This is a genomic window from Streptantibioticus ferralitis, from assembly GCF_029223525.1.
Classification (GTDB): domain Bacteria; phylum Actinomycetota; class Actinomycetes; order Streptomycetales; family Streptomycetaceae; genus Streptantibioticus_A; species Streptantibioticus_A ferralitis.
This window is the reverse complement of sequence record NZ_JARHTQ010000034.1, coordinates 59821-79090: the sequence shown is the minus strand read 5'-3', so window position 1 is coordinate 79090 and position 19270 is coordinate 59821. Positions and strand designations below refer to the sequence as shown.

Genomic DNA, 19270 nt, shown 5'->3' with positions numbered 1-19270 from the left:
GACGAACTCGTCCACCAGCTCGTCCTCGACCGGCTCGACAGCCGGGGTTTCCTTGTCTGCCATGTCCGTCCGTCCCGGCTGGTCAAGGCCCCAGAGCTGGGCCTCGGCCAGCCTGTCACATCACGGACTTACACGATCTTTCAGACACGCTCCTACGGGCGGTTAGATCATGGGTCGAGCCCGGCAGAGCGGGCGAGGCCCAGAGCAGGCGGCCGAAGGGGTCGGTGAGGACCTGTATGTTTATGCCGTGGCGCCGGTGTTTTCCCGAGTAGTACGGGGTGTCGGCGGCGATGCGGTCAATGGGAAGCAGGGTGCTGTCGAGGATGACGAACGCCTTCTCACGGATCGTCGTCATCGCTTCGGTCAGGGTCCACAGCGAGCGCGGCCAGCACCTCGATGGCCTCGCGTATATAGCGGTACACGGTCGCGATGCCGACGCGGAACCCGGCGGCGAGCTGGGTATATGTGTCGCCGCAGCGCAGGTGAGCCAGGGCCAACAGGGCCTGGCGGCCGACCGGAAGCCGCCGCCACCATGTCCCGATCTCCCGCCGCCGGGCACGGAGTTGCTCCGCCAGGTATCGCGGGGTGCGGCTGGACAGATCGATTGACGAAGGATAGACAAGCACCACGAAGCTCCTGGCAGTACGGGCGATCTTGGTCGTGAACCCGTCTACCAGGAGCTTCTTCATGTTGTACAGCAGTGCAACTCGCCCACAGAGCCTTCAGCTTGGAAGGGCTCAGTGTCCGACTGACCGCCCTACTGGCGGCACTCATCCCGCTCCTGGTGTCCTGTTGGCCGGGTATCCCGTGGGAAGGCGTGGCCGCCGTCCTTGCAGCCGTTTCGGTCTCGGTGAGGTCGCCCAGCGACACGAGGACGACAAGACCGCTCGGGCGCTGTACGAGGCGCCCCCGGCTGACTGAGGTAGAGCCCGCCTCAGGCTGAGAGACACGTCCCGTCCCCGGTCAGGAGGACGGGGCAGGCTCGCTGTGCAATCCGACACCGGAAGGACGGCTTCACAGTGCACATTTGTCCTTCCGCGCCGCCCGCAGCCGTCATAGGTTCTGGTCTGCCCGGCATCGGGCCGGGCACCACGAGGGGACGCACAGCCGGAAGTGCAGACTGACAGGCCGCTTCGGGCCGTCCTATCGAGCAGCTTGGCGTCGGGCGGCTTCTCTCGTTTCGTACTCACGGGGTATGGGGGATCCGGTTCTATGAGACTCAAGATCAGGTCTGCCGCTGCGGCTGCGGCGATGGTGGCGTCCGCGGCCACGGCCGGCAGTGCTTCGGCTACCGGGGACGGGGAATCAGTGAAGAGTGCTTCTATGCTTGCGCGTCCAGTCAAGACCGCCCGTCTGCCGCTGCGTCGACTGGCCGCGGCCGCCGTGGCCATCGCCGCAGCCTGCGTGACCGTGGCCGTCCCCGCCGGCCCGGCACAGGCGGCCAGCCCGTGTTCCAATCCCATAATGGCGAACAACCCCGTGGACTTCTACGACCTGGGGGCGTGGTCCTCCCCGTGGACGCGGGCCCCGCGGCGGCTGGGGACGCTGTACCTGGGCTACTATCCCAACCCCAACTGCCGCCGGGTGTACGCCGAATTCCCCTGGAACCAGGACGGGAGCGTGGACCTGAGCAACAAGGTGGGATACATCCGCCTGGACGACGGGTACCAGTATCAAGGCGGCACCGGGCCAGCTGACCGGGCCTACGACAACGCGAACTCGGGCTGGTGGACCTCGGGGTCTCTCCGCATCGACAACTACGCGGCACCCAAACGGTTCACGCCGGTGCTGGAGATCAACCACGGGGCGGCCGTGGAGTGCAACGACCTCGCTTTGCCGGGGAACTGGCACACCTTCTCCGATGGCGGGAACGGGACCGCCACGAGGGTGAACTGCGGTTTCTGACCACGACGCCAGCACAGCGATGCAAGGACGCTTTGGACGCAGAGTCTCAACGACTCAAGATCGAGTCCGATGAGCGTGTAGCGAAGTTCCAGGCCACGAAGGCAGTTCAGAGCGCCCGGTACCAGGCGCAGCAGCCCAACGAATGAGGTAGACCACTCTGCCTCCGGTGACAGATGAAAAGCCCCCCGGCTACGGCCGGGGGGCTTTTCTTTGTTTCTGAGGTCGAGGCTCAGCCGTTGGCCTGTGGGGTGTCTTTACTGGCGCATCGCGGTTGATCAGGGGCTTTGCACGTCCCCGCGTCCCGGGCATGATCACTGATCGTGGGTCTGCGCCTGCTGTACTTGGTCTTCTGCCGGGTGTTGGACTGGCTGGCGCTGCTGGGGCGCTCGTCAGCTGCGAGGAACGCCGAGATCCTCGTGCTGCGCCACGAGGTCGCGGTGCTCCGTCGCCAGATCGAGCGGCCACGGGTGTCGTGGGCCGACCGCGCGGTATTCTCCGCACTCGCTCGGCAGATACCGACCCCGCTGCGCCGACACCGGCTCGTCACCCCGCACACTCCTGGCCTGGCACCGCCGACTGGTCCGCTGGAAATGGCGCCAGCCACCCGCCAAGTCCGGCCGACCACCGCTACGCGACGAACTCGCCGCCCTCATCCAGCGCCTCGCCACAGAGAATCCAAGCTGGGGCTACGTCAGGATCCAAGGCGAACTGCGGCGGCTCGGCCACCGCGTGGCCGCCGCCACCATCCGACGCGTACTTCGTCGCGCGGGCCTGCCACCCGCACCACAGCGCGCCACCCAACAGACCTGGCACACATTCCTCCGCTCTCAGGCCCACACACTGCTCGCCTGCGACTTCCTCCACGTGGACACCGTCCTCCTCAGGCGCCTCTACGTCTTCTTCGTCATGGGGATCAAGACCCGACGCGTCAACGTTCTCGGCGTCACCGCACATCCGACCGGCGAGTGGGTAACGCAGCTCGCCCGGAACCTACTGATGGACCTGGGCGACAGGGCCAGGCGTTTCCGGTTCCTCATCCGCGATCGCGATGCCAAGTTCACCACCGCCTTCGACGCCGTCTTCGCCAGCAACGACACCCAAGTCATCCAGACCCCGCCGCAGAGCCCGCGATCGAACGCCTTCGCGGAGCGGTGGATACGCACCCTGCGCGCCGAATGCACCGACCGCCTCCTCATCACCGGCGAACGGCATCTACGCGCTGTCCTCAGCGAATACACCGCGCACTACAACGCTGGCCGCGCCCACCGCAGTCTGCAGCTGCGAGCCCCCGACGACGAACCCGACGTCATTCCACTGCCCGCCGCGGCAATTCGGCGCCGTCGAATACTCGGCGGACTGCTCAACGAGTACCACGCCGCGTCCATCACGCCTCTTCGGCCGCAACCAGAAACACCCAGATCAGCGGCCTGATCGGAGTATTGACACCCTTCAGGGTTCGGACAAGCTGGGCGAGCTGCTCAGCTAGCCGTGATCAACAACGAGTGTGAGAAATTGTGAGACAACGGCCCCTGAAAACAATCAAGGACCTTGCCTCACTGAAGTGAAACAAGGCCCTGACCTGGGCTCGAAGCCCAACTGCACCGTCGGGACGACAGGATTTGAACCTGCGACCCCTTGACCCCCAGCCAGGTGCTCCACTCTCCGTAGCCGTACAGATGGAATCCGTTACGCACTCTCCGTGGCGCTCCCCCGTTCCACACGGTGGTACGACGCTCCTCCGCTCCCTGGAACCGGGGACAATGCGACCGCGTACCTTGGCACCGCCACGCCCCGCACCGGCCCGATCCTCGATGAGGAGCCATCCCCTGCCAAGCCCTCTGCGCCTCTCGTGACTCGGGAGCGTCTTCTGCGACCGCGCCCCCATGCCCCGTGATCGGATCGAGCAACGTGGCAGACCCAGCCCTGGATGAGGTCACTGACCCGCAGCACAGTCATCGGTACCATGGCGGATGACAGCGATCTACCGGGAGGATGCCATGAGCACAGCGCATGACCGTCCCGTGGGACCGTTCGCCTCCGAGCCCTCCCACCCGCTGCGAACCATCCGCGACATCAGGGAGTCACTCCCCCCGGAACAGGTCGCGCACTTCGACGCCGAACTGGCCGTGACCGACCTCGACGACCTGCCTGCCATGCTCACTCGCTGGGCCACCATCGCCCACGACGGCTTCGAGGACTTCCTGCTGAAAGCCCCCTTCGAGGGTCTGGAGTTCGGCGCCCGCTCGTACGACGAGCCGCAGGGCTCCGAATGATCTACCTGCTCGACACGAATGTGGTCGCCGAACTCACCACCCGCCCGAAGCCCGATTCGAACGTAGTCGCCTGGTTCCACTCCACTCCGCGCCCGAACCGCTACCTGAGCGTGGTTACGGTTGCCGAGATCGAAGCCGGTGTCGCCGCCACCACCGACCCACTTCGCCAGGCCCGCTACGCCCAAGCCCTGGCCACACTGCGCGGCGAGTACCGCCGCCGGATCGCCGCGGTCGGGGAACATGAGGCCGCCGCCTACCTCGCCCTGCACAAGACCCTCAAGACCACCGGCCAGCCCATCGACCCACCCGACGCCCTCATCGCCGCCACCGCCCTGGCCAATGGCTGGACCCTGGTCAGCCGCAACACCAAACACCTCGCCCGCACCGGAGCCGAACTCGTCAACCCCTGGCACTACCAGGGATAGAGCAACCGAGCTTCACGCTCTGGCTGAAGGGTGTCTTCAAAGAGCTGAAGTTGCGGGTTCCGATAGATCATCCGCCCAGGTCGCTGCCTTGATCGCCGGTCTGTGGCCATGCTTGTGGCCATGCCTGACCCCCGACCGGGGTCTTCGTCTACCCGGGGGCACCAGCGGCATCATGACTGTCGTGCTACTGCGCTTGGCCCTGCCCTTGCCGAGAACCTCATCCAGGCTGGTGAGGGCGGTTTCGGTGTCGGGCGCGGTTGCTCAAGTCGGCACCCTGGCGGAGCCGGCGGTCACCTCGGCATGATGACCAGTCGTGCTGCTGAGACTGGCCTATCTGGGCGTGACGAGCGCGTTCGCGATGCTGCGGCTGCTGCCGATGAGCGACCGCGAGAAGGACGTGGAGATCCTGGCACTGCGCCATCAGATCACCGTGCTGGAACGGCAGCTGAGCGGAGCGCGGGTACGGTTCGACGCAAGCGACCGAGCCTTCCTCGCAGCCCTGCTCCACCAGCTCCCGGCGCAGGCGCTGCGTCGAGTGCGGTTGCTGGTGCGGCCGGACACTGTGCTGCGCTGGCACCGGAACCTGGTCTCCCGTCGTCATGCCGCCCGGTCCCATCCCAAGCGCGGAGGCCGACCGCGGACCGTACGCTCCATCCGCGCCCTGGTCCTGCGCCTGGCCGCCGAGAACCCGGCATGGGGGTACCGTCGTCTGCACGGCGAACTACTCGTCCTCGGCGTGGATGTGGCCCCGTCCACGGTATGGGAGATCCTCAAGAACGCCGGCATCCCGCCGGCGCCCGAGCGCACGTCCACGACCTGGGCGGACTTCCTGCGCTCCCAGGCCGACGCGCTCCTCGCGTGCGACTTCTTCGAGACCATCACCCTGTCCGGAGCCCGCATGTACGTGCTCGCGGTCATCGAGCACGCCAACCGGCGGATCCGGATCCTGGGCGCAACCGCGCATCCGACCGCGTCCTGGGTAGCCCAGGCCGCGAAGAACCTCGTCATGGACCTCAAGGACGCCGGCTGCCGAGCCCGCTACCTGATCCGGGATCGGGACGGGACATTCCCCGAGCTGCTCGACGAGGTACTCAAGGACGCGGGCATCGAGATCGTCCTCAGCGGCATCCAGATGCCCAGAATGAACTCCATCATGGAACGCTGGGTGCAAACCTGCCGCCGCGAGCTGCTGGACCGCACCCTGATCTGGGACCAGCGCCACCTGCTCCACGCCCTGCGCGAATTCGAGCACTTCTACAACGGGCACAGACCACACCAGGGCATCGCGAACGCCCGCCCGCTCCACCCACTCCCCCAACCGATCACCGATCCAGGACAGATCACCCGCCTCGACATACACAGGCGCGACCTCCTCGGCGGCCTACTCCACGAATACCAACATGCCGCTTGACCAGGCCGGATGAGGTTTCCGGTAAGGGCACCGCCGGCACCAAAGTCATCGCGGACATCCGCGACCGGTTGCGGCGGGGCGACGGCAGCGTGATGGGCCTGTTGTTCACCATGAACGGCATCAACGAGCAGGCGGAGAAAGAGATCCTCGATCACCGCGAGGACGGGCTGGTCCTGGTCTTCGACGAGGCCGACATCCATACGTTCCTCAAGCAGCCCCACGAGGTCGAGCGGCTTCTGCACCTCAAGCACGAACAACTGGTCGTGCACGGCCACGTCCACCGCGGCGAGGGCCAGCGCCCAGGGGGCGGCAAGGCGCGAACGCCACGCAAGAAGCCGCGACCACTGCCGGACAGCCCCTATCGGCTGCTCGACGCAAACCGAGAACCGGTTGCCTGGTTCCATGGTGCTGGGGGCTTCGGATCCAACGTCTTCTGCCTGAATCTCCCTGACGTCGACTGGGTGCCGGCCGCTGGAAGCGGTGTATCGCTGGACGTCCCGGTGTCCAGCTGGGACCAGCAGCAACTGTTCGCTCTCCTGCAGTCCCTCGCCGAACTCGGCTGGATCGGCCGCAACGGCCACTGGAGCGTCCAACAGCACGGCCGCAACTGGCACGGGCACGGAGCCCGTTCGCTCCATGACGCCCTGAAGGGCTGGAAGAAGCGAACCGCGGAGATCGAAGACCCGCACCACAGCGAGGAGTTCGTCTACTTCGAAGCGTGCGACGGCGGCTTCTTCACCGTATCGGGCAGCATCTCGGCCGAGCCCACACGCCTGGTATACCGGTGCAACGTCTCCTTCCAGCTCGTCGGGGTGCCACTGGACCCGGGATCCCTGCAGCAGCTCTACCGCAGGTTCGACATCCCCAGCCGCGGCTACTTCCGGCCCCTGGTTGAGCGCTCCGTCACCAGGGAGCGCATCGCCGACCGCATCCCCCTGCAGGTGATCGGCTACATCGTGGAGCCCTGAAGGGTGTCTTTACTGCCGTACAGCGACTGACCAGCGGCTTTGCGAGCAGCCGCACTTTGGGCATGATCCCAGTTCGTGGGTCTACGACTGCTGTACTTGATCTTCTGCCGACTGCTGGGCTGGCTGACACTGCTGGGGCTCCTCCGCCGCGCACAAGGCCGAGATACTCACCCTGCGCCACGAGGTCTCCGTACTGCGCCGACAGGTCGAGCGGCCGAGGATGTCATGGGCCGACCGCGCCATGTTCTCCGCTCTCGCGCGGCGCCTTCCGCACGCCTTGCGTCGGCACCGGTTGGTCACCCCGGGCACGCTGCTGACCTGGCACCGGCGCCTGCTGCGCTGGAAGTGGCGTCAACCGCCGGGCAGGTCGGGCCGACCACCACTGCCCGACGAGATCGTCGCGCTCATCCTGCGCCTGGCCGAGGAGAATCCGACCTGGGGGTACGTCAGGATCCAAGGGGAACTGCGGCGGCTCGGCCACCGTGTCGCCGCTGCCACCGTCCGCCGGGTGCTACGTCGTTCTGGCCTGCCGCCCGCACCGCAGCGCGCCTCGCAACAGACCTGGCGCACCTTCCTGCGCATGCAGGCCCACACGCTCCTGGCCTGCGACTTCATGCACGTGGACACTGTCTTCCTGAAACGCCTCTACGTCTTCTTCGTCATGGAGATCAAGACCCGACGCGTCCACGTCCTCGGCATCACCGCCCACCCCACGGGCGAGTGGGTGGCCCAACTGGCCCGAAACCTGCTGATGGACCTGGGAGACAGGGCCGAGAGATTCCGGTTCCTCATCCGCGATCGCGACGCCAAGTTCACCGCCGCATTCGACGCCGTCTTCACCGGCAACGACACAACTGTCATCCCGACCCCACCACAGAGCCCGCGATCGAACGCATTCGCCGAACGGTGGATACGCACAGCACGCGCCGAATGCACCAACCGCCTCCTCATCACCGGCGAACGACACCTGCGCACTGTGCTCAGCGAATACGCCGAGCACTACAACACCGGCCGCGCCCACCGCAGCCTCAACCTACGAGCCCCCGACGATGATCCGAACGTCATCGCCTTGCCCACTGCCGCAGTCCGGCGCCGCCGAGTACTCGGCGGACTGCTCAACGAGTACCACGCCACTACGATTAGACCGCCTCGCCGCCCGCAGGAAAGCCCCAGTTCAGCGGCCTGATCGGAGTTTTGACACCCTTCACGACTTTGCTGCTCAATTCCGGGCGAGAGTTGCCCTGTTGGGGAGATGATTGCTTGTGTGGTCGTTGTCCTGTCGTGCGGGAGTGGTGTGGATGTCGATGCAGCCGAAGGGGTTGCCACGGATTCCGGAGCAGACCGTGGCGGTGGCGCGGGCAGCGTTTCCGAAGGGCAGCCTGGCGATACGGGTGAGGGACCGGCTCGCCGAGGTCTTCGCTGACGAGCCGTTCGCCGAGGCGTTCGGCGTGCGCGGTGCTCCGGGACTGTCTCCGGCTGTGTTATCGCTGGTCACGGTGTTGCAGTTCGTCGAGGACCTGACGGATCGGCAGGCCGCGGCGATGGCGGTACGGGCCATCGACTGGAAATACGCGTTGGGGGTCGAGCTGGGCGACACCGGCTTCGACGCGAGCGTGCTCAGCAAGTTCCGTGCCCGGTTGGTCGGCCATGGTCTGGAGCGTGTCGTCTTCGATCGGCTCTTGGAGCACTGCAAGGACGCCCAACTGATCGGTGCCGGGGGTAAACAGCGTACCGACTCCACGCACGTGATCAGCGCGGTTCGTGACCTGAACCGGCTGGAGCTGGCAGGGGAGAGCGTCCGGGCCGCCCTGGAGGTTCTGGCCGTGGCGGCTCCCGGCTGGCTGGCCGACCGGATCGACGTTGCGGAGTTCGCGCACCGCTACGGGCCACGCGTGAACGGCTGGACCCTGCCGTCATCGAAGACCAAACGCGACCGGCTCGCGGTGGTGTTCGCCCAGGACGGATACGCACTGTGCCGGGCCGCCTGGGCCACGGACGCCCCGGTGTGGATCCGCGAGATCGAGGCCGTGCGGGTCCTGAGGCAGGTCCTCGTGCAGACCTATTACGCCCACACTGATACCCGGGGACGGGAGGTGATCAAGAAGCGGGAAGCCGACGACGAGGGCATCCCGCCCGGCCATCTGCGCCTGGCCTCGCCCTACGATCCCGACGCCCGCTGGTCCGCCAAGGGCGACGAGGTGTTCTGGATGGGCTACAAGGTCCACCTCACCGAAACCTGCCACGCTCCCGCCGAAGCCGAAGCCGAAGCCGAAGCCGTCAAGAAGAGCGGTCCGGCACCGAATCTGATCACGGACGTGCACACCACCGAGGCGACCGTGCCGGACGTGAAGGCGACCGCCCCCGTCCAACAGCGCCTGGCAGAGCATGACCTCAAGCCCGCCGAGCACTACCTCGATGCCGGATACCCCTCCGCCGACCTGATCACCGCCGCCCGCAAGCAGCAGATCACCATGGTCACCCCGGTCCTGCTGGACCACTCACCCCAGGCCCGTGCCGCAGGCGGCTTCGACAAGACCGCCTTCACCATCGACTGGAAGGTCCGCCAGGTCCGCTGCCCCGCCGGTCACACCAACATGAACTGGAACCCCGTCAAGCAGCACGGCCAGGACGCGATCGTCGTCACCTTCAGCGTGCTGGCCTGCCGCCCCTGCCCCTTCCAGAACCAGTGCACCACCTCCAGGCTGGGGCGCCGCGTGCTCACCCTGCGGCCGAGAGAACCCCACGAAGCCCTCGCCCGAGCCCGCGCCGAGCAGAACTCCGACGACTGGAAGGACAAATACGCCCTGCGAGCAGGAATCGAAGGCACGATCAACCAAGCCCTCGACATCACCGGAATACGCCGCGCCCGCTACCGCGGCCTGCCGAAAGTCCGCCTCCAACACGCCTTCTCCGCAACCGCGATCAACGTGATCCGCCTCGACGCCCACTGGGCCGACCAGCTACTCGGCGGCACCCGCACCAGCCAGCTCGAACGCCTCAGCTACCGACTCACCGCCTGACGGAAATTGCGCAGCAGAGTCGGCACTGCCGAGGCTGTTGCCCAGGGAGTGTTGGAGCAGCTTCTTCGTCACCCCGGTCACACTGCTGCGTTGGCACCGGGAGCTGATCGCCGACAAGTGGACCTACCCTCACAAGAGACCGGGTCGGCCACCGATATCAGAGGAGACGCGGGAGTTGATCCTGCGCCTCGCGAGGGAGAACCCGATGTGGGGACATCGGCGCGTACAAGGCGAGCTGGCCCGATTGGGCATCACCGTTTCCGCCGCTACCGTCCGGTCAGTACTGCGGAAGGGAAACATCCCGCCCGCGCCCCAGCGGGCACGTGACGCCTGGGCCACCTTCCTGCGCGCCCAAGCCTCCGGACTACTCGCGTGCGACTTCTTCCACGTCGACACCGCGTTCTGTCGGCGGTTGTACGTGCTGTTCGTCATGGAATTTTCAACGCGCCGGGTGCACATCCTCGGCATCACCGCGCACCCAAACCGGGACTGGGTGACCCAGCAGGTCCGCAACCTGATGATGGATCTCGATGACCGGGTCGACCAGTTCCGGTTCTTCCTGCGCGATCGGGACGGGAAGTTCTCCGACGCCTTCGACGCGGTCCTCGTCGGCGCGGGCGTACAGGTCCTCCTCACACCGCCGAGATCACCGAAGGCGAACGCCTTCGCGGAACGCTGGGTCGGCACCGTCCGCCGCGAGTGCGCCGACCGCCTGCTCATCCTCAACGAGCGGCACCTGCAAACCGTTCTGAACACCTACACCGACCACTACAACCGGCACCGCCCCCACCAGTCCCTCCACCAACGACCTCCCCGAGCCGTGGGAACCGCCGAGACAGCGCGGGTCATCCCGCCCGGGAACCGCATCCGGCGCACCCAAGTACTCGGCGGCCTCATCAACGAGTACCAATCTGCAGCCTGACCACACCCAGCGAACACCCTGGTCATCCCAGCGAACCGAGGTTTCTACGCGGCACAGGGCCACCCGGGCGAGATTCCGCGCTGCTGGAGAGTTCAGTGCTGTTAACGAGTGCCGCCATCGCCAACTTCCGGGCGCTGGACCGGGTGGAGATACAGCTCGACAACCTTGCCACACTGATCGTGGGCCGCAACAATAGCGGCAAGACCTCATTCGTCAACCTGTTTGAGAAGTTCTTCGGCTACGACGTCAAATTCGTCCTGGAGGACTTCCCGGCGACCCGCATCGCCGACATCAAGACCGCTCTGCGCGTATTCGATGAGTCCTGCACCCGCCGCGAAGCCGGTGAGATCGACGAGGCTGAAGCGCTGCTGACGGAGGCCCTCAAGCTCCTGCCTCAGATCCAGCTCACGCTGACCCTCAAGTACACCGAGGACGAGGACCTCGCGGCGATCTCCGACCTCATCCTCGACCTGGACGAGGACTGCTTCGAGGCCAAGATCGAATCGACACTCGCGCTGGCCAGTCCGCAAGGCTTCCTCTGAACCGCCCCGGTTCGAATGGAGACTCGATTTCTTGAAAGGATCGAGTCATGGCACGACCTTCCCGTTACCCGCTTGAGCTCCGCCGTCGTGCGGTGCGCATGGTCGCCGAGGTGCGCGACGACTACCCGAACGAGACGGCCGCCCTGCAGGCGGTGACCGAGAAGCTCGACATCGGCTCCCGCGAGACGCTGCGGAACTGGGTGAAGCAGCACGAGATCGACGCGGGCCAGCGTCCGGGGACGACGACGGAGGAGTCCGCCCAGCTCAGGGCATTGAAGAAGGAAAACGCTGAACTGAAGCGGGCCAACGAGATCCTGAAGGCCGCGGCGGGTTTCTTCGCGGCCGAGCTCGACCGGCCACACACGCGCTCGTAGCGTTCATCGACGAGCACCGGGACCGCTTCGGCGGCGTCGAGCCGATCTGCAGAACCCTCACCGAGTACGACTGCAAGATCGCCCCTTCCACCTACTACGCCCACAAGAAACGCCTCGGAACTTCCTCCGCCCGTTCCGTGCGCGATGAGGAACTCAAAGAGCAAATCCAGGAGGTCTACACGTCCAACTACCGTGTCTACGGAGCCCGGAAGATCTGGCGCGAGCTGAACCGGCAGGGGTATGCCGTGGCCCGCTGCACCGTCGAGCGCCTCATGCGCGAACTCGGCATCGCCGGCGCCGTCCGCGGCAAGAAGGTGATCACGACGATCACCGATCCGGCCGTCGGGCGAGCCCCGGACCTTCTCGACCGCGACTTCGTCGCCAATGCCCCGAACCGCTGCCGGGTGGCCGACTTCACGCACGTCGCCGCCTGGAGCGGCGTCGTCTACGTCGCCTTCGTCGTCGACACCTTCTCCCGGCGCATCGTCGGTTGGTCCGCCTCCACCTCCAAGGAGACCCAACTCGTCTTGGATGCGCTGGAGATGGCCCTGTGGCAGCGCGACCGCGACGGCCGCCCGCACACTCCCGGGCAACTGATCCACCACTCGGACGCCGGCAGTCAATACACGTCGTTCAAGCTCGCCGAGCACCTCGACACAGACGGTATCGCCGCGAGTATCGGATCAGTCGGGGATGCATACGACAACGCCCTGATGGAATCGACGATCGGCCTGTACAAAACCGAATTGATCAAACCGCAGCGGCCCTGGAAGTCGCTCTCCCAGGTCGAGTTGGCCACCGCCGAGTGGGTCGACTGGTACAACCACCGCAGACTCCATGGTGAGATAGGCCACGTTCCGCCCGTCGAGTACGAGGCCAATCACTACATGGAATCCACAAAACCCCAGGTCACAACCACAATCTGAGATCTCTACCGAACCCGGGGCGGTTCAAAGGGAGCTCACGGCCTGCGGATCTTCGACTGGGCACGTGTCGAGGTCAGACCCTGGCATCGTGAAGACCGTCGGCACTGGGTCATCGCCCGCCGCAGTGTGAGTCGGCCCGAGGAAGTCTCCTACTACATCGCCTACTGCCCCGCCGACACGACCCTGGACGAGCTGATCCACATTGCGGGCAGTCGGTGGGCCATCGAGGAGTGTTTCCAAAGCGCGAAGCAGGAGTGCGGCTTGGACGATTACCAAGTCCGCCGTTATCCCGGCTGGCACCGCCACATGACTCTGGCCATGGCCGCGCACGCCTGCCTGACCATCCTGCGGGCCCGCGAGCTGGATGCAGGGAAAGCAGAAACGGATCCTCCCAGCTCGTCCCGCTGGGCCTCGCCGAGATCAGACACCTGATCACTCGCCTCTCCCACCACGCACCCGCACCCATCGACCATGTCCTGCACTGGTCACACTGGCGCCGCAGACGCCAACACCAAGCCCGCATCTGCCACTACACACGACGCGGACACAGCCCATGAAACTACCCAGCAATCAGCGCAAACACCGTTGCAGTACTAGTTGGCGATGCCGATGACTTGCTGGATTGTCTGGGGCTGCTCGAGTACGCGAAGCATGAGGTGGGCGACGTCGGCGCGGGAGATGACGAAGCCGCGCCGTAGGTTCTGTCCGTACGCCGTCCGGTAGGTGCCGGTCAAGGGCTTGTCAGTCAACCGCGGCGGTCGTACGACGGTCCAGTCCAGGCCGCTGTTCCACAGGACGTCTTCCATCGCCGAGAGGTCCGCGTAGTGCTGGCGCAGCGCGGCCTTCGTCAACGGACTGAATAGGTTCCGCATGAAGAACCCATCTCCCGGGTCGTGCTTCGGCGGCTTCGGGCGGCCCGGCGAGGGCACGGTTCCGATCGGTGCGGCGCTGACAACGACGATGCGTCGTACGTCAGTTGCCTTCATGGCCTTGACCATGGCCCGCGTGCCGTGTGAAGCAACTCCGGCCTCCGACACTGACCGTGCGCCGAGGCCGGAGAGCACCGCGTCCGCGCCGCCGATCGCGGACTCCAGCGCCGCCGGGTCCGCGGCCGCCAGGTCGGCGGTCACAATGCGGACTTCCTGCCGGGACAGCTTGTTCGGGTTCCGTACGGCTGCGGTGACATCGTGCCCTGCGGCGACGGCCTGCTCGAGGAGTTGCCGACCAACCCCGCCGGTCGCCGCGAAGATCGTGAGCTTCATCTGTGGCTCCAAGATTGCTGTGCTGTCAGTTCTGGAATGCCTCGGCGTGGTCGGTGGCCCACTGGGCGTAGGTGAGCGCGCGGCGGCCGAGGATCTGCTCGACTTCGCTGGTGGTGAACGCAGGTTTCCCGACGGCGCTGGCCTGCATCGACAGGTAGGCGTCAGCAAAGGGTTGGGAGAAGCCGCGGTTGACCATGCCGCGCCTGGACACCTCCGGCGGGATCTCCTCGTAGCGCAGCGGCCGGCCGATCGCGTCGCCGATGGTGGTGACCATCTCCTCCTGGTCGAGGGATTGCGGGCCGGTCAGCTGAAGCCGTCGGCCCACCAAGTCATCGGTGAGCAGGGCGCGGGCGCCGAGTGCGGCCAGATCCCGCTCGTGGATGGGCGCACCCATGGCTTTCGCGTAGGGGCCGCGCACGATGTCACCGGCGCGGATCTGGGCCGACCACAGGCCGATACTGTTGGTGGCGAACAGGGTGGATCGCAGGCTCACCCACTCCAGGCCGGACCCGGTAACTGCATCCTCGACTTCCTTGTTGAAGACACCCCCAGCCCGGGATGGCTGCAGGGCGGGATCGTCGTCGACGTTGGTCGCCGAAAGGGTCATGATCCGCCGCACCTCGCGCTTCCGGGCGAGCGTGAGCAAGTCGTCAGCGGCTTGCCCTACGGCGCGCGGGTTGAGGAACACGCTGGTGACGCCTTGCAGCAGGGGGGCGATCGTATCGGGCCGAGACGGGTCTCCCTCGACGAGCTCCACACCGGCGGGCAGTGCGGCGGCCTGCGGATTGCGGGTCACCGCGCGGATTCCTGCGCCGGAGATGGCGAGGAGGTCGATGAGGGGACGCCCGACGTTGCCGGTCGCTCCGGTTACCAGGATCACTGAGTACCTTCCGATCTTCGTCTTCAGCGTTCGGTCGACTCGGTAAACCGTCGGAGCCTTGGCGACGCCGCAGATTCTGCACACGTGGTCGCCTTGCGGCGGCATGCCGCAGACCCCTTCGGGGCGTGAACTCGTACGAGAACAGGACGGGGGAGCGTTGCGAAAAGTGACGGCGGAGGCGTTGTCACTTTTCCGGCCGCTATCTCGTCCTGAGTATGTGAGCGCATGTCCCATCGCACGGAAGGCTTCACCGTGACCGGACCGGAGACCGCCGACCGCTTCGCCGAGGCGTGGCGGGCCCATCACGCGTATCTGGTCGATCTGGCGTTCCGGGTGCTCGGCGACATCGGCGAAGCCGAGGACGTGGTGCAGGAAGCCTTCGCCCGGCTTGCCCGGAGCGCTCCTGGTGAGATCAAGGACGAACGCGGCTGGTTGACCGTTGTCAGCACTCGCCTGTGCCTCGACCAGATCCGCTCGGCTCGCTCGCGTCGCGAGCACCCCCAGGACACGACCGTGCTCGAGTCGATCAGTCCGCTGGCCCAAGTGCCCCCCGTGGACCCTGCGGACCGGATCACCATGGACGACGATGTCCGGCTGGCCCTCTTCGTGGTCCTGGAACGGCTGAGCCCGGCGGAACGGGTGGCCTTCGTCCTGCACGATGTCTTCCAGACGCCCTTCGAGGCCATCGCGGAAATCCTCGGACGGCCCATCACGACTTGCCGCCAGCTCGCCCGCCGAGCCCGGCAGAAGATCGCCGATACTCCTCTCCGCCCCAACGCGGTAAGGCTCTCCGAGCACCGGCTGGTCACCGAGAAATTCATCACCGCCTGTAGCAACGGGGACCTCGACGCCCTGTTGGCCGTGCTGCACCCGCGGGTCTGGGGGATGGCCGACTTCGCCGTCGAGCCCCCGATCCGGCCACAGGTCAACCACGGCGCGGACCTCGTCGCCCAGAACCTGATCGCCTACTACGGACACGGGGCGACGCTGGTCCCCCACCCGGTCCGCGGCCGCCCGACCGTACTCGCCTTCTTCGACCGGATGCTATGCGCGGTCATCACCCTGACCGTGGAACACGACCTGATCACAAAGATCCACGTCATCGTCGACCTTGACACAATCGCCCTGCCCGCCGGCCCACCACCCAGCTGGGACCGAACCGATCCGGATCAACAGCGACGGTGAACCCGCCATCTGCCTCCCTGACCTGGAACCCACGAGCAGCGCGGGCAAGGCGCTGGCCGCCGCATGGGCGCCAAAAGTTCAAGGGCGCGACCCGCAACGGCAACGAATGACCTACCCAAGGCGCATCTGAGAAAGGAGAAGCAGCGCGGCGGCAGCGTTCGCCGCGCGCACTTCCCCGCGCCCAACCAGTTCAGGAATCTCCTTCAAGGGAACCCACTCGCGCCGAGAGGACTCGAAATCGTCCTCCGGGTGCCCGACGTACTCGGCGGACTCTGCCCAGTACACGTGATGTCGAGCGTCCGCAAGGCCGTTGGACGGTTCCAAGGTCATCAGGTGGCGCAGCGGTCCCGGCTGCCAGCCGGTCCCCTCCAACATCTCGCGGGCTGCCGCAGCTTCGAGGCACTCTCCGTCCTCGACGACGCCCGCGGCCAGCTCCCAGCCCCACGAGTCGGTGATGAACCGGTGCCGCCAGATCAGGAGCGCCTCATTCGCGTCGTTGACAGCGGCGGCCAAGGCGACCGGTCGCTGCCTGATCAGGTAGTGGTCAAGATGACGCCCGTCCGGCAACTCCACGTCAGCGAGGTTCAGTTCAGCCGCCTCACTCGTCGCCTTGCCGCCGTTCGCAGCGAGGTTCTGGCGCACGGACCGGAGACGGTCACGCAGCCGGTGGGATTCCTGTCCCTGGGCATGCTGCACCATCTCGACGGCCGTTTCGGCGGCTCGCTCGGCTTCACCGCGACGCAGGTCGACGTTGGTCAACGTGGCGAGCCGGTGCACTCGGCTCTCGGGTGCGCCTGCACATCGACGGCCTCCTGCGCGTAGTCCCGAGCGGGCTGCAGGTCACCGAGAGACATGAGCGTCTCGGCGAAGTCGGCCTCGACGAGGCCGGGCTGTACATAGCCGGTCTCAGCCGGTTCCTCGGAGCGGCGGATCTTACGCTCTGTCGCTTCGGCGATCTGCATGCAGCGGTGTGCCCTGTTCTGGTCGCCCATGCGCGCATACGCCTTGGCCTGCATGGCGTAGAGGTCGGTGGCCAACGCCGTGGCTGCAGCCCCGGACGCTAGGCCGCCTGCGGCATGCGGCACCCCTCCCCCGTAGGGAGCGGGCCGCAGACGGTCAACGCCCCGTCTGGACATACGCCGCCGGGACCGGCTCGCCGGTGTGATCCACGAATACCGGCACGCCGCCTGACCTCGTCGGATGGCATATTCGGCAGCCGCACTGCTGCTTGGGCATCCTCGACGTAAGGATGCGGCGCCACCGATGGGTGAGGGCCACACCGACACCCAAGTGACGCCCGCAACAGGTGTAACCGCGCCGAGGACAGTCAGGGGCGGGGTGTAGGACGCCGCTCCGGACGACATTCTGAAACGATCAGCGGGTAGCCTCACGTCCTATCAAGTGACCTCCATCGCGCTGCTTTAGGGAGAACCATGGTCAGACCGGCTCGGCGTCTTCTCGCCTTTGTGCTGCTCGTCTTGGCCTTTGCCCTGCCGATGGCGCCCCTGAGTACGGCCACGACAGCGACGCCGTCCCCGCTGCCGTACCCGACCCGTTCCGACTACCGCATCAAGGGAATCCAACCCGACTTCTGGACCAACAAGGACGAGATCTCCGGCAACAACACCGGTGGTGTGTCGATGAACCTCGTCTGGGCGAACTGGGAGCCGAGCGTCAAGGCTCCCCCGTGCGCCGCCAACGAGCAGGAGTCCGACGGCCACTGCTTCGCCGTCCAGCCCGATGTGGACTCGGCCATCAAGGAATGGACAGACCGCGGCGTGGTCGTGACCGCCATCGTCTACGGCACGCCCGCCTGGGCCCGACAAGGCCGTCCCTGCTCACCCGCCGAGCCCAGCTTCGCCGTCTTCTGCACGCCCAACAACCCGGCCGACTACGGCAGGTTCGCCGGCATGCTCGCCCAGCGCTATGACGGCTTGCACGGACACGGCCGGATCGCAGACTTCGTGATCGACAACGAGGTCAACACCAACACATGGTTCAACATCGGCTGCGGCCCGGGAGCCCCCTGCGACACCACCGCCTGGCTCGACGCCATCGCCTCCAACTACAACGCCGCCTACGACCGCATCACCGCGCAGCAGCCGACCGCCAAGGTACTGACCTCGCTGGAACACCACTTCGGCACGGCCTACGACCGCCCGTCCGACCACGACCCAATGCTCTCCGGCATGACCGTGCTCAAGGGCCTGGCCGCCCGGGCAGGGGCGCGGCAATGGCGGGTCGCCTACCATCCCTATCCCGCAGACCTGTTCAAACCCGACTTCTCCGCCGACGACTTCCCCATGGTCACCTACGGCAATATCGGCATAGTGGTGGGCTGGCTGCGCCAGCAGTTCCCGAACACCCCGTCGGCCTGGACGATCCAGCTCACCGAGAGCGGCATCAACTCCGGTGACCAGTCGAACGAGTCAGCGCAGGCCGCAGCCCTCTGCGACACCTTCCGCAACGTGCTCGGCACGCCGAACATCGAGAGCTACATCTACCACCGGATGCAGGACAACCCCGCCGAGGGCGGCCTCAAGCTCGGCCTACGCAGGCAGGACGGCACGGCAAAGCCCGCCTGGTCCACTTGGGCGCTCGCCAACCGCAACGACCTGTCGCCGCCCCAGCTCTCCTGCGGCTTCGAACAACTCCCCTACACGCTCCTACGCCGCGGCTACGCCCCCTCCCGGGGCCACGTGGCCTCCTCCCGACTACTGCCCCCCGGCTTCGCCCAGGAGCAGAGCTGGAAGCTGCTGCGCGACCCGGGGCCCGGCACGGTCATGCTCTACGAGTGCCAGGTGGGCGCGCACACGTTGCTCACCCCTGACCCCGGTTGCGAGGGCCAGTTCCCTATGGGCCCCATCGGCTACATCCACACCAGCCAGGTCAGCGGGTCGGTACCCCTGTACCGCTGCTACATCCCATCCAACGGCGACCACTTCGTCTCCAGCGCTGCCAACTGCGAGGGCCACACCCGAGAGTCCCTGCTCGGCTACGCCTTCCCATGACGCCTCACAGCGCGCGTCGACGCTGACAGGGAACAACCCGGGCGGGCCTCGGGCCGACTGCGGCCCGCACGGGGGACACCGGCGCCAGCCTCTACCTACACCGGCGGCGCCTGTGCCCCTTCCGCTCACCCCTGGGCGGCGGCGCGCTCGGTTTCACGGTATGCCC

Annotated in this window: 16 protein-coding genes and 3 pseudogenes; 14 read left to right on the top strand and 5 right to left on the bottom strand. The window is 66.5% G+C overall.

Translation table 11 applies throughout. The features are described from left to right. Positions 1–151: 151 nt before the first annotated feature. Positions 152–626 (bottom strand): annotated as a pseudogene (locus tag P2L57_RS33615) (transposase family protein); the annotation flags it as partial. A gap of 697 nt (positions 627–1323) precedes the next feature. Between P2L57_RS33615 and P2L57_RS33610 the strand changes: the two are divergent. From P2L57_RS33610 to P2L57_RS33555, 12 genes and pseudogenes are all read left to right on the top strand, one after another. Then, positions 1324–1905, top strand: a complete 582-nt coding sequence (locus tag P2L57_RS33610; RefSeq protein WP_275821110.1) for a hypothetical protein — start codon at positions 1324–1326, stop codon at positions 1903–1905. Positions 1906–2225: 320 nt separating this feature from the next. Next, positions 2226–3336: pseudogene (locus P2L57_RS33605) on the top strand (integrase core domain-containing protein). 566 nt (positions 3337–3902) lie between these two features. Further along, complete coding sequence (locus P2L57_RS33600) at positions 3903–4178, top strand: hypothetical protein (protein WP_275821108.1); 276 nt, start codon at positions 3903–3905, stop codon at positions 4176–4178. Beyond that, positions 4175–4603 carry a type II toxin-antitoxin system VapC family toxin gene (locus tag P2L57_RS33595; RefSeq protein ID WP_275821106.1) on the top strand — a complete coding sequence of 143 codons (429 nt, stop codon included), beginning with the start codon at positions 4175–4177 and terminating at the stop codon, positions 4601–4603. The genes P2L57_RS33600 and P2L57_RS33595 overlap by 4 nt, the downstream gene beginning before the upstream one ends. Positions 4604–4916: 313 nt before the next feature. Beyond that, positions 4917–6014, top strand: coding sequence for an integrase core domain-containing protein (locus tag P2L57_RS33590; protein ID WP_275821104.1), 1098 nt, complete (start codon positions 4917–4919; stop codon positions 6012–6014). After that, positions 6011–6982: a hypothetical protein gene (locus P2L57_RS33585; protein WP_275821102.1), complete on the top strand. Its 972-nt coding sequence runs from the start codon at positions 6011–6013 to the stop codon at positions 6980–6982. The genes P2L57_RS33590 and P2L57_RS33585 overlap by 4 nt, the downstream gene beginning before the upstream one ends. A 220-nt stretch (positions 6983–7202) precedes the next feature. Next, positions 7203–8168: an integrase core domain-containing protein gene (locus tag P2L57_RS33580; protein WP_303656973.1), complete on the top strand. Its 966-nt coding sequence runs from the start codon at positions 7203–7205 to the stop codon at positions 8166–8168. A gap of 112 nt (positions 8169–8280) precedes the next feature. Next, positions 8281–10002: an IS1182 family transposase gene (locus P2L57_RS33575; protein ID WP_275821100.1), complete on the top strand. Its 1722-nt coding sequence runs from the start codon at positions 8281–8283 to the stop codon at positions 10000–10002. A gap of 175 nt (positions 10003–10177) precedes the next feature. Then, positions 10178–10924, top strand: a complete 747-nt coding sequence (locus P2L57_RS33570; protein ID WP_372516033.1) for an integrase core domain-containing protein — start codon at positions 10178–10180, stop codon at positions 10922–10924. A gap of 95 nt (positions 10925–11019) precedes the next feature. Continuing rightward, positions 11020–11466, top strand: coding sequence for an AAA family ATPase (locus tag P2L57_RS33565; protein WP_275821096.1), 447 nt, complete (start codon positions 11020–11022; stop codon positions 11464–11466). Between the two features lie 47 nt (positions 11467–11513). Beyond that, a protein-coding gene (locus P2L57_RS33560; protein ID WP_275821094.1) for an IS3 family transposase occupies positions 11514–12766 on the top strand; the annotation gives its coding sequence in 2 pieces (ribosomal slippage) (positions 11514–11796 and positions 11796–12766; 1254 coding nt in all). Positions 12767–12790: 24 nt separating this feature from the next. Next, positions 12791–13198, top strand: a pseudogene (locus P2L57_RS33555) (IS701 family transposase); the annotation flags it as partial. Positions 13199–13359: 161 nt separating this feature from the next. Here the strand turns inward: P2L57_RS33555 and P2L57_RS33550 are convergent. Together P2L57_RS33550 and P2L57_RS33545 are read right to left on the bottom strand one after the other, a co-directional pair. Further along, positions 13360–14028, bottom strand: a complete 669-nt coding sequence (locus P2L57_RS33550) for an NAD(P)-dependent oxidoreductase (RefSeq protein ID WP_275821092.1) — start codon at positions 14026–14028, stop codon at positions 13360–13362. Positions 14029–14053: 25 nt separating this feature from the next. Beyond that, a complete protein-coding gene (locus P2L57_RS33545; protein ID WP_275821090.1) occupies positions 14054–14908 on the bottom strand; it encodes an NAD(P)H-binding protein in 855 nt (284 codons plus the stop codon). Between the two features lie 225 nt (positions 14909–15133). Here P2L57_RS33545 and sigI point away from each other — a divergent pair, with 225 nt between their 5' ends. Beyond that, on the top strand, positions 15134–16093 hold the full coding sequence (gene sigI, locus P2L57_RS33540) for an RNA polymerase sigma factor SigI (RefSeq protein WP_275821088.1): 960 nt from the start codon (positions 15134–15136) through the stop codon (positions 16091–16093). Between the two features lie 111 nt (positions 16094–16204). Here the strand turns inward: sigI and P2L57_RS33535 are convergent, their stop codons facing one another. Further along, positions 16205–16735 carry an NUDIX hydrolase gene (locus P2L57_RS33535; RefSeq protein ID WP_275821114.1) on the bottom strand — a complete coding sequence of 177 codons (531 nt, stop codon included), beginning with the start codon at positions 16733–16735 and terminating at the stop codon, positions 16205–16207. A gap of 113 nt (positions 16736–16848) precedes the next feature. Beyond that, entirely contained in the window at positions 16849–17130 is a 282-nt protein-coding gene (locus P2L57_RS33530) for a hypothetical protein (RefSeq protein WP_275821086.1), read from the bottom strand. A gap of 396 nt (positions 17131–17526) precedes the next feature. Between P2L57_RS33530 and P2L57_RS33525 the strand changes: the two genes are divergently transcribed. Next, the gene (locus P2L57_RS33525; protein WP_275821084.1) at positions 17527–19104 is read left to right on the top strand and encodes a DUF5722 domain-containing protein; all 1578 of its coding nucleotides are present in this window, start codon (positions 17527–17529) and stop codon (positions 19102–19104) included. The last annotated feature ends 166 nt before the right edge of the window (positions 19105–19270 follow it).